The organism is Mycobacterium sp. pV006 (genome assembly GCF_041287115.1).
Taxonomy (GTDB): Bacteria; Actinomycetota; Actinomycetes; order Mycobacteriales; family Mycobacteriaceae; genus Mycobacterium.
Map to the genome: position 1 here is coordinate 57,458 of NZ_JBGGKT010000003.1, position 11,186 is coordinate 68,643.

Here is an 11,186-nt window from a genome sequence, read left to right on the forward strand (position 1 = left end):
AACGACGAACGCCCCGGCTCATCGAGCCGGGGCGTTCGAACGTTGGTTACTAGGCGTTGCCTGCGAGCTTCTCACGCAGCGCAGCGAGCTGCGCGTCGCTGGCCAGCGAGCCGCCGGCCGACGACGAGTCGTCGGAACGCGACGTGCCGTTCGCCGACGGACGGGCCGCCTCGGCGGCCTCGGCGGCGGCGAAGCGCTCCATCTGCGCGGTGTGCATCTTGTGACGACGCTCGGCCTCGGCGTAGCGGGCCTCCCACTCGTCACGCTGCTTCTCGAAGCCTTCGAGCCATTCGTTGGTCTCGGCGTCGAAGCCCTCCGGGAAGATGTAGTTGCCCTGCTCGTCGTAGCTGTCGGCCATGCCGTACTTCCAGGCCTCGAACTCCTCGGCGTAGTCCTCGTTGGCCTGCTTGAGGCTCAGCGAGATGCGGCGACGCTCCAGGTCGATGTCGATGACCTTGACCATCGCGTCGTCGCCGACCTGGACCACCTGGTCCGGGACCTCGACGTGGCGCTCGGAGAGCTCCGAGATGTGCACCAGGCCCTCGATGCCCTCCTCGACACGGACGAACGCACCGAACGGCACCAGCTTGGTGACCTTGCCGGGCACGATCTGGCCGATGGCGTGCGTGCGGGCGAAGTGACGCCACGGGTCTTCCTGAGTCGCCTTGAGCGACAACGAAACCCGCTCGCGGTCCATGTCGACGTCGAGCACCTCGACGGTGACCTCGTCGCCCACCTGCACCACCTCGGACGGGTGATCGATGTGCTTCCAGGACAGCTCGGAGACGTGCACCAGGCCGTCGACACCGCCGAGATCGACGAAGGCGCCGAAGTTGACGATCGAGGACACGACACCCTTGCGGATGGCGCCCTTGGTGAGCTGGTTGAGGAACTCGCTGCGCACCTCGGACTGGGTCTGCTCCAGCCAGGCGCGGCGGCTCAGCACCACGTTGTTGCGGTTCTTGTCGAGCTCGATGATCTTGGCCTCGATCTCCTTGCCGATGTACGGCTGCAGATCGCGGACGCGACGCATCTCGACCAACGATGCGGGCAGGAAGCCGCGCAGGCCGATGTCGAGGATCAGGCCGCCCTTGACGACCTCGATGACGGTGCCCTTGACGGCCTCGTCCTTCTCCTTGAGCTCTTCGATGGTGCCCCAGGCGCGCTCGTACTGCGCACGCTTCTTGGACAGGATGAGGCGGCCTTCCTTGTCCTCCTTGGTGAGGACCAGGGCTTCGACCTCGTCGCCGACGGACACAACCTCATTGGGGTCGACGTCGTGCTTGATGGACAGCTCACGGGAAGGGATGACGCCTTCGGTCTTGTAACCGATGTCGAGCAGGACTTCGTCTCGGTCAACCTTGACGATCGTCCCTTCGACGATGTCGCCATCGTTGAAGTATTTGATGGTCTTGTCGATGGCGGCGAGAAAGTCCTCAGCCGAGCCGATGTCGTTGACGGCTACTTGCGGCGAGGTGACGGAGGGACTTGGCATGTGGTGGGTTGCTCCGGACAGGTTCAATCGTAGGGACAGGTTGTCTTGTTGGTCGTACCTGCCGTTGCGCACACAGGTACACGGTCAGGCTACTCGACCAGGCGCACGCTGGACAAACCCGGGGTGCGGCCGGGACCACCGTTTACGCTGCGTGGATGTCGATCCGCCCGGCACATCCGGTCTCCGCACCCGTCCCCCACCAGCGCGTCCGCAAGGTCGGCGCGCCGCTGGGCGTGCTGATCGGGCTGGCGACACTGACCGGACTGCTGGTGATCGTGCTGACGGCGGTCAATCCGGGCGGCACCGCAGTCGGCTTCGTCCTGTCCAGCCTGGCGATCACCGTGGTCGTGGCCGCCTACCTGTGGCTGGACCGGTGGGAACCCGAACCGCCCCGGCTGCTGCTGTTCGCGTTCATCTGGGGTGCGTCGGCGGCGGTGGTGATCGCGCTGGTCCTGCAGCTGTTCCTGGAGGTGTGGCTGAACCCGTCCCTGGATCCGGAGGCTGCCGGGACCAGCGTCTGGACGCTGGTCATCGGCGCCCCGGTCACCGAGGAGGCCGCCAAGGGCCTGTTCCTGCTGTTGATGATGACCGGGGCCCGACGAAACGAGATGAACTCCCTGACCGACTGCCTGGTCTACGCCGGTCTGGTCGGAGCAGGTTTCGCGTGGCTCGAGGACATCATGTACATCGCCGACGGCGAGTCGCTCGCGGATTCGCTGGTGACCGCCGCGCTGCGCTTGATCATGGCGCCGTTCGCGCATTCCCTGTTCGTCACGCTGTTCGCGATCGGGGTGTGGTTCGCGCTGCACCAGCGCCACACGGCAGCGCGGGTGGGTTGCCTGCTTCTCGGTTACATCGGCGCGGTGCTGCTGCACGCGATGTGGAACGCCTCGTCGCTGCTGGGGGTCAGCGCTTACTTCAGCGTGTACGTGTTCTGGATGATGCCGATCTTCGCGCTGGTGGTCACCCTGGCGATCTACAACCGGCGCAACGAGCAGAAGACGGTCTCGGCCAAGCTGCCCGGGATGGTGGCGGCCGGCGTCATCACCCCCAACGAGGCGAGCTGGCTGCGGTCGATCCCGACGCGCAAACGCGCGATCGCCGAGGCCACAAGGGTCGGCGGGAAGCAGGCCGGCAAATCCGTCCGCCGGTTCGCCCATCAGGTGGTCGAACTGGCCTTCGTGCGCGACCGCATCGACCGCGGGTTCGGCGACCCGCGGGTCTTCGCACTGCTCGCCGAGGAGACCTACGCCGTCCATGCCGCCCGCGCAGCGGCCCCGATCTTGCAGTGGATGGCGGGCTTCCGGACGCCGTAGCCGACAGTCAGGTGCGGAAGTACACCAGCTGGTGTGTCGTGACCAGTAGTTCGCCGCTGCGGCTCCACAACGTCGCGGACTGGTCGAAATAGCCGCGTCCGAACCGGTTGGCCCGTGCATGGGCGAGTACGAAGTCGTCACCGACGCGGTCCAGGTCGGTGGATTCGGCGTGGAAGTAGGTGGTCATCGTGACTGTGCCGGCGGGGGACGCGCTACCGCGGCGCACGAACACCCGTGGGTAGAAGATGTCGCCGAGCGCGGTCAACGCGGCGAAGTCGAGGCGCCGGTCCCGGCGGTCGCGCACCCACAGCGCCGTTGCCGAGGACGCCACGGCGTCGCCGTCTCGCCTCGGGGCATCACCGATCACGAAACGCATATCGAAATTGGAGACCCACTGCACCAAGCCGGGTGCCTCTGCCGACGCAATGTCCTCGGGCTGCGGGACGTCCGGCGGGACGGCCTCGGTGTCGGTCCACGTGTCGCGGCGGGTTGCGAACACGGCCGAGGCGTTGGTCTTGATCTCACCGTTCTGCGACAGCTCGACCAGCCAGTGCTGATTGGAACGGTTGGTGCGCACGGCGCGGGCGGCGATGTCGAAGGCGCCGTCGGCGACGGGAGCGACGAAGTTCGCGGTCAGCGAGACCGGTTCGCCCATCCGATCCGGATGCAACTCGACGGCGCGGAGCAGCAGTGCGGCGGTCACTCCGCCGAACGGTCCGACCATGTTGGCCCACTCCGGGGTGGTGCGGCCGCGCAGCACCCCGCGCCCCTCGGTGGCCTCCAGCTCCAGTGCGTCGTCGAACGGGTGGGTTGTCATCAGTGCGCCGCCGCGTCCCAGCTGCGGCCGTAACCGACGCTGACCTCCAACGGCACCGCGAGTTGGTAGGCGCTGCCCATCTGGTCGCGGACCAGCGCGTCGAGTGTGTCGCGTTCCCCTTCTGCGACCTCGAACAGCAGCTCGTCGTGCACCTGCAGCAGCATCCGGGACTTCAGTCCGGCGTCCTTGATGGCACGGTCGACGTTGATCATCGCGACCTTGATGATGTCGGCGGCGCTGCCCTGGATCGGCGCGTTCAACGCCGCGCGTTCGGCGGCCTCGCGCACATTGCGATTGCTGCTGTCGAGCTCGGGCAGATAGCGGCGACGGCCGAAGACGGTCGAGGTGTAGCCGTCCTTGCGCGCCTGATCGACCACGGCGTGCAGGTAGTCGCGGACACCTCCGAAGCGGGCGAAGTACTGCTCCATCTGTTCCTTCGCCTCTTCGGTGGAGATCTTGAGTTGCTGGGACAACCCATAGGCGCTCAGCCCGTAGGCCAGTCCGTAGGACATGGCCTTGACCCGGCGGCGCAGTTCGGCGGTGACCTCGTCGATGGGCACCGAGAACGCCCGCGACGCGACGAACGAATGCAGATCCTCACCGGTGTTGAACGCTTCGATGAGGCCCTCGTCGCCGGACAGATGCGCCATGATGCGCATCTCGATCTGGCTGTAGTCGGCGGTCATCAGTTCCGCGTAACCGTCGCCGACGACGAACGCGTCGCGGATGCGTCGGCCGGCCTCGGTGCGGATCGGGATGTTCTGCAGGTTCGGCTCGGTCGAGGACAATCGACCGGTCGCCGCGATGGTCTGGTTGAACGTGGTGTGAATGCGGCCGTCGCTCGCGGTGGAGGCCAGGAGGCCATCGACGGTGACCTTCAACCGCGTCGCATCCCGATGCGCCAGCAGATGCTGCAGGAACGGATGCCCGGTCTTCTCGAAGAGACCCTGCAGCGCATCGGCGTCGGTGGTGTATCCGGTCTTGGTGCGTTTGGTCTTGGGCATCTGCAGCTCGTCGAACAGCACCACCTGCAGCTGCTTGGGGGAACCCAGATTGATCTGCTTGCCGATCACCGAGTAGGCGGCTTCGGCGGCGTCGCGAATCTGGTCGGCGAATTCGCTCTGCAGTTCGGTCAGCCTGGGTAGGTCGACGGCGATGCCGGCGGTCTCCAACTCGGCGAGCACTCGCTGCACCGGCAGTTCCATGTTCCCGAGCAGAGTCGAGGAGTCGATGCGCGCCAACTCCTCGTCGAGGGCATCGGCGAGGTCCATCACCGCGTTGGCCCGCAGCAACAGCGTCTGCACCGCCTGGTTGTCGACGCCGTCGGACTCGTTGAGGCTGTCGTCGAGCAGCGAAAGCTGTTGCTGCTCAGGGTTGTCGGCGCGCAGTTCGCGTTTGAGGTAGCGCAGCGACAGGTCGTCGAGGGTGAAGCTGCGCTGGCCGGGACGCACGATGTAGGCGGCCAGCGCGGTGTCGGAGGTGACCCCGGCCAGCGTCCAGCCCCTGCCCTGGAGGTCGTGCATCGCGAGTTTGGCTTCGTGCAGCGCCTTGGGCACGCCGTCGTCGGCCAGCCAGGACGCCAGCGCCGCCTCGTCATCGGGATCCAGGGTCGCGGTGTCGAGATAACGGCCGTCGCCGTCGGCGGCGACGATCGCCAGGGCGGTCGCGTCGCTGTCGAACGCCAGATGGTTGCCGACCACCGCGAGGCCGAACCGTTGTCCGGTGCTGTGCTCGGCCAGCCAGGCGGCGAGGGTACCGGGCTGCAACGCCTCGCCCCGGACCTCGAAGCCCTCGTCCACCTCGGGATCGGCGGAGGCCAGCGTGTCGAACAGGCGGTCGCGCAGGACGCGGAACTCGAGGTCGTCGAACAGCCGATGGATCTGGTCGCGGTTCCACGGCTGCATCCGCAGCGTGTCGGGCGTCTGCGCCAGCGGGACGTCTTTGACCAGGTCGGTGAGTTCCCGGTTGAGGATCACGCTGGACAGGTTGGCCCGCAACGCGTCGCCGACCTTGCCCTTGACCTTGTCGACGTTGTCGACCAGCGCCTCCAACGATCCGTATTCGGCGATCCACTTGGTCGCGGTCTTCTCGCCCACCCCCGGGATGCCGGGCAGGTTGTCGCTCGGGTCGCCGCGCAGGGCCGCGAAGTCCGGGTACTGGGCCGGGGTGAGCCCGTACTTCTCCACCACGGCCTCAGGGGTGAACCGGGTCAACTCGCTGACACCCTTACGCGGGTACAACACGGTGACCTCGTCGCTGACCAACTGCAAGGAATCACGGTCACCGGTGACCACCAGGACCCGGTAACCCTCCTGCCGGGCCTGTGTCGCGAGCGTGGCGATGACGTCGTCGGCCTCGTAGCCGGGTTCGGCCAGCACGGTGATCCCCAGAGCGCCGAGGACCTCTTTGGTGATGTCGATCTGGCCCCGGAATTCGTCGGGTGTGGCGGAGCGGCCTGCCTTGTACTCGGGGTACTTCTCCAGCCGGAACGTCTGCCGCGACACGTCGAACGCCGCGGCGATGTGGGTGGGCTGCTCGTCGCGCAACAGGTTGATCAGCATGGCGGTGAACCCGTACACCGCGTTGGTGGTCAGTCCGCCCTGGGTCTTGAAGTTCTCGGCCGGCAACGCATAGAAAGCGCGGAAGGCCAGCGAGTTCCCGTCCAGCAGCATCAAGGTCGGTTTGTCGTCCGCAGGTGCGGTTGCGGGCTTGCCCTTGGCAGTCGATGCGGTCTTGGCTGGGCTCACGCGTTCACTCTAGGCACCGGTGCCGACATGCGAACCGTCGACCACTTCCGCTTCCGGCACCGGCCATCGGACCAGCAGCAGGAACAGTGCGCCGCCGATGAACGCGGCTACTCCGGCGAACGTCAGGAACCCGTTGAAGCTGGGGCTGGCCTGCAGAGTCCAGCTCAGGATCAGGGCACCCAGCGCGGAGGAGACCCCGATGGCGGCCGACAGGATACTGAGCACGGTGCTGTACATCGTCAAGCTGAAGCGGCGCGCCACCAGGTAGGCGATCACGTCCCCCTCGGCGCCCCAGGCCGCACCGAGACAACACACCGCGACCACCAGAGCGGTCACGGTGTTCCACGGCGAGGCGATCAGCAGGCACCCCAACCCGGGCAGCCCCATCGCGACGGCTGCGACGAGGTGGGGCGGGAAGCGATCCAGCGCGATCCCGCAGGCGAAGCGGCCGACGATGACGGCGGTCGCGAACACCGAGATCAGCACGGCCACCGTCTCCCCCGGCGCCGAATCGGCCAGCATCACGCCGAGTTGGCTGGTGGTGACCGTGTGGTAGAGGTTGCACAGCAGCACACCGCCCAGCAGGATCCAGAAGACCGGGTTCTTCGCGATGTGCCGGTAGTCGCTGCGGTTGTTGCGTTGGCGCGCTTGGCGTCTGGTGTCGGCGTCGGCGGCGGGGACCAGCGCCAGGGCCAGCACGCCCAGGATCGCGATGACCGCGGCCACGGTCAGACAACCCGCGCGCCAGCCGTAGGCGCCGTTGACCGTGTTCAGAAGTGGGGCCAGCACCGCGCCCAGCAGCGGCGGACCGGAGATGGCGATGGCCAGCGCCAACCCGCGGGCCTTGACGAAACACGTGGCGACGATGCGGCTGTAGATCGCCGGTGTGGTGGTCACCCCGACCGCGATGAGCACGACGTTGATCGCGAAGTACTGCCAGATCGGACCCGACATCAACGCATAGGCGACCCAGCAGGCCGGCAGTCCGACCACGCCCACCAGCGCGATGCGACGCACCCCGAACAAGTCGGTCATCCGGCCGTACACCGGCAGGAACACGAAGGTGAGCAGTGTGATCACGCCGGTCAGCACGAAGTCGGAGCGGCTCCAACCGAAGGCCTCCAGGAACTGTGGACCCATCGCGGCATTGGTGTAGGCGCTCAGGCTCAGACCCGCACTCAGGCCGGATGTCGCCGATGCCAGCGGCTGCCAGTTGGTCTTCAGTTCGCCGAAGTAACTCATCGGCGTCCATTCTGCTGTACGGCTGTGCAGTGGCCGCACCTCCCACCAACTGGAACACGTTTCAGTTCCGTCGCCCGCACTCGGTACTCTGACCGCGTGTCAGCTTCCACTCAGCCCGCAATCGACGGCTGGTTCGCCACCGATGGGTCGGGCGATCCGTATCTGATCGGCGGTAAGTGTCATCAGTGCGGCACCTACGTGTTCCCGCCGCGCGCCAACAACTGCCCCAACCCCGGCTGCGACGGCGACGAACTCGCCCAGGTGCCGCTGTCTCGGCGCGGACGGTTGTGGAGCTATACCGAAAACCGTTACGCGCCACCGCCTCCCTACCCCTCACCGGATCCGTTCGAGCCGTTCGCCGTTGCCGCGGTCGAGTTGGCCGACGAGGGCCTGATCGTGCTCGGCAAGGTGGTCGAGGGCACGTTGGCCGCCGATCTGAAGGTGGGCATGGAGATGGAACTGGCCACCATGCCGCTCTATGTCGACGACGACGGGGTCGAGCGAATCGTCTACGCCTGGAGGACCGCATGAGCCCGGAGCCGGTGTACATCCTCGGGGCGGGCATGCACCCGTGGGGCAAGTGGGGGCGTGACTTCACCGAGTACGGCGTCGTCGCCGCGCGTGCCGCCCTCGCCGAGGCCGGGTTGGACTGGAAGCAGATCCAACTCGTGGCCGGTGCCGACACGATTCGCAACGGCTACCCCGGATTCGTCGCGGGTGCGACGTTCGCGCAGAAGCTGGGCTGGAGCGGTATCCCGGTCACCTCGAGCTACGCCGCGTGCGCGAGTGGGTCGCAGGCGCTGCAGAGCGCGCGCGCCCAGATCCTGGCCGGGTTCTGCGACGTCGCACTCGTCATCGGCGCCGACACCACGCCCAAGGGCTTTTTCGCGCCCGTCGGTGGCGAACGCAAGAACGATCCCGACTGGCAGCGCTTCCACCTGATCGGCGCGACCAACACCGTGTACTTCGCGCTGCTGGCGCGTCGCCGCATGGACCTCTATGGCGCGACGCTCGAGGATTTCGCGCAGGTCAAGGTCAAGAACGCGCGTCATGGGCTGGAGAACCCGAACGCCCGCTACCGCAAGGCCGCCTCGGTCGACGACGTGCTGGCCAGCCCGGTGGTCTCCGATCCCCTGCGGCTGCTCGACATCTGCGCGACCTCCGACGGCGCTGCCGCGCTGATCGTGGCGAGCAAGTCGTTCGCCGAGAAGCATCTCGGCTCCGTCGAGGGTGTTCCGTCGGTGCGGGCGATCAGCCTGCAGACGCCGCAGTACCCCCAGCACCTCCCCGAGTTGCCCGACATCGCCACCGACTCCACCGCGGTGGTCCCGGCGCCCGAACGCGTGTTCAAGGACCAGATCCTCGACGCCGCCTACGCCGAAGCCGGCATCGGACCCGAGGATCTGTCGTTGGCCGAGGTGTACGACCTGTCGACCGCGCTGGAGCTCGACTGGTACGAACACCTCGGGCTGTGCGCCAAGGGTGAGGCCGAGCAGCTGCTGCGCAGCGGTGCGACCGCGATCGGCGGGAAGATCCCGGTCAACCCGTCCGGCGGGCTCGCCTGCTTCGGCGAGGCGATTCCCGCGCAGGCCATCGCGCAGGTGTGCGAACTCACCTGGCAGCTGCGTGGCCAGGCGACCGGACGTCAGGTCGAGGACGCCAAGGTCGGTATCACCGCCAACCAAGGTCTGTTCGGTCACGGTTCGTCGGTCGTCGTCGCCCGCTGAGCATGTGGCCGAAGCGATTTCGGTCCGGGTGAAGCCCGGCAGCACAAAGGGGCCGCTCGTCGAGACGGGACCGGACGGGGCTCTGACGGTCTACGTGCGCGAGCGTGCCGTCGACGGCAAGGCCAACGAGGCCGTCATCCGCGTGTTGGCCGCGCATTTCGGTGTCGCGCGCAGAGATGTCGAGTTGATCGCCGGGGCGACGTCCCGCCTCAAGCGCTTCCGCATAGGGACGTGAACCCTCAGAACTCGAAGTGACCGTGCTGGCTGCACTCGCGGTGGGTGTCCGGAGTCAGGTCGAGCAACGCCGCTATCGATGCAGCGACGAGCATGCCGCAGAAGACCATCAGCATCGCCATGAGTCGAGACTGACACCGGCGCCCGGGCGCCAGAAGCCTCAGCAGTGTCAGGCTTCGATCAAATTCCGCCATCACGCGGCGTGATCTCGAAACACAACTGATACACCCAGAAGCGCACCCGCGGTGGTCGCACCCTATAAGGTCCCGGAAGCGGCAACACGCCCCGACGTTCGACCACACCACACGGGAGGTTCATCAGTGGGGACGGTCCCCTTCGGGACGCGCATCGTCTTGCGCATACTGGCGCTGCTCATCCTCCCACTGATGGCGGGCGTGTTCGGCGCCGCCACCGCGAGCGCGGTCCAGGAGACCGCCACGGTGTCCGGCCGACTGGTCAACGCCGGGGACCCCGTCGCCGATGTCCGGGTGCGGGCCCTCGACCCGGGCGGCGGCGAGGTCGCGACCACGACGTCGGACGACAACGGCCGCTGGTCCTTCGAGGTGCCCGTCGGGCCGCACACGTTCGAGGTCGATCCCGACACCCTGCCCGACGGCGTCAGCGTGCAAGGCGCGGTCGAGCGCGAGGTCGTCGCCGGACGCACGAACACCGTCGTCTTCACCTTCGGTGAGGTCCGGACGTCGATGGAGACACCGCTCTACGAGCGCTTGATCCGGCTTGCGATCGACGGTCTGCGGTTCGGTCTGGTCATCGCGGTCGCGGCGGTCGGTCTGAATCTGATCTTCGGCACCACCGGGTTGACCAACTTCGCCCACGGCGAGTTGGTGACCCTCGGCGCGGTGACGGCCTGGGTCTTCAATGTGACCTTCGGGATGGCGTTGCTGCCGGCCGCCGTGGTCGCGGTCGTCGTCGGGGTCGCGATCGGCTGGCTGAACAACGCCGCGATCTGGCGGCCGCTGCGACGACGGCGGCTGGGACTGATCCCCCAGCTGGTCGTCTCGATCGGGCTGGCCATCGCGTTGCGCTACCTGATCCTGATGCTGTTCTCCGACCGCACCCAGGCGTTCGACGGTTACACCGTGACCGCGCAACGCCGATGGGGTCCTGTGGCCATCACCGACATCAACATCATCACCATCGCGGTGAGCCTCGTCGTGCTGATCGCGGTGGCTCTGCTCCTGCAGAAGACCAAGGTCGGCAAGGCGATGCGGGCCGTCGCCGACAACAAGGATCTGGCGGCGTCCTCGGGCATCAACGTCGAGCGCGTGATCACCTACGTGTGGTGTCTGGGCGGCGGCCTGGCCGCACTCGGCGGCGTCCTGCTGGCCGTGTCCGAACTGGGCGGTCGAGTGCAGTGGGAGATGGGGTTCAAGCTGCTGCTGTTGATGTTCGCCGGCATCACACTGGGCGGGCTCGGCACCGCCTACGGCGCCCTGGTCGGCTGCCTGATCGTCGGCATGCTGGTGCAGTTGTCGACGATCGTGGTCAACCCCGACCTGAAGTACATCGGCGGTCTGTTGATCCTGATCTTCATCCTGATCGTGCGCCCGCAGGGCATCCTCGGCTCCCGGGAAAGGATCGGGTGAC

Annotated in this window: 9 protein-coding genes; 5 read left to right on the forward strand and 4 right to left on the reverse strand. The window is 67.1% G+C overall.

From position 1 onward, the window contains the following. Positions 1-49: 49 nt before the first annotated feature. Positions 50-1,495 carry a 30S ribosomal protein S1 gene (rpsA, locus tag ACAG25_RS06275; protein WP_370487471.1) on the reverse strand — a complete coding sequence of 482 codons (1,446 nt, stop codon included), beginning with the start codon at positions 1,493-1,495 and terminating at the stop codon, positions 50-52. Positions 1,496-1,650: 155 nt separating this feature from the next. Between rpsA and ACAG25_RS06280 the strand changes: the two genes are divergently transcribed. Continuing rightward, positions 1,651-2,811 carry a PrsW family intramembrane metalloprotease gene (locus ACAG25_RS06280; protein ID WP_370487472.1) on the forward strand — a complete coding sequence of 387 codons (1,161 nt, stop codon included), beginning with the start codon at positions 1,651-1,653 and terminating at the stop codon, positions 2,809-2,811. 7 nt (positions 2,812-2,818) lie between these two features. Here ACAG25_RS06280 and ACAG25_RS06285 read toward each other — a convergent pair whose 3' ends face one another. From ACAG25_RS06285 to ACAG25_RS06295, 3 genes are all read right to left on the reverse strand, one after another. Further along, complete coding sequence (locus tag ACAG25_RS06285; protein ID WP_370487750.1) at positions 2,819-3,631, reverse strand: acyl-CoA thioesterase; 813 nt, start codon at positions 3,629-3,631, stop codon at positions 2,819-2,821. Next, positions 3,628-6,300, reverse strand: a complete 2,673-nt coding sequence (gene polA / locus ACAG25_RS06290; protein ID WP_370487751.1) for a DNA polymerase I — start codon at positions 6,298-6,300, stop codon at positions 3,628-3,630. The genes ACAG25_RS06285 and polA overlap by 4 nt, the downstream gene beginning before the upstream one ends. A gap of 84 nt (positions 6,301-6,384) precedes the next feature. After that, the gene (locus tag ACAG25_RS06295; protein ID WP_370487473.1) at positions 6,385-7,617 is read right to left on the reverse strand and encodes an MFS transporter; all 1,233 of its coding nucleotides are present in this window, start codon (positions 7,615-7,617) and stop codon (positions 6,385-6,387) included. 96 nt (positions 7,618-7,713) lie between these two features. On the opposite strand from ACAG25_RS06295, the gene ACAG25_RS06300 reads away from it, so the two are divergent. The 4 genes from ACAG25_RS06300 to ACAG25_RS06315 all read left to right on the forward strand — a co-directional run bounded on the left by ACAG25_RS06300 (position 7,714) and on the right by ACAG25_RS06315 (position 11,185). After that, entirely contained in the window at positions 7,714-8,148 is a 435-nt protein-coding gene (locus ACAG25_RS06300; RefSeq protein ID WP_370487474.1) for a Zn-ribbon domain-containing OB-fold protein, read from the forward strand. Beyond that, positions 8,145-9,344, forward strand: a complete 1,200-nt coding sequence (locus tag ACAG25_RS06305) for a lipid-transfer protein (protein ID WP_370487475.1) — start codon at positions 8,145-8,147, stop codon at positions 9,342-9,344. The genes ACAG25_RS06300 and ACAG25_RS06305 overlap by 4 nt, the downstream gene beginning before the upstream one ends. Before the next feature lie 4 nt (positions 9,345-9,348). Further along, a complete protein-coding gene (locus tag ACAG25_RS06310; RefSeq protein WP_370487476.1) occupies positions 9,349-9,579 on the forward strand; it encodes a DUF167 domain-containing protein in 231 nt (76 codons plus the stop codon). A 385-nt stretch (positions 9,580-9,964) separates the two neighbouring features. Further along, a complete protein-coding gene (locus ACAG25_RS06315; RefSeq protein WP_370487752.1) occupies positions 9,965-11,185 on the forward strand; it encodes a branched-chain amino acid ABC transporter permease in 1,221 nt (406 codons plus the stop codon). The last annotated feature ends 1 nt before the right edge of the window (position 11,186 follow it).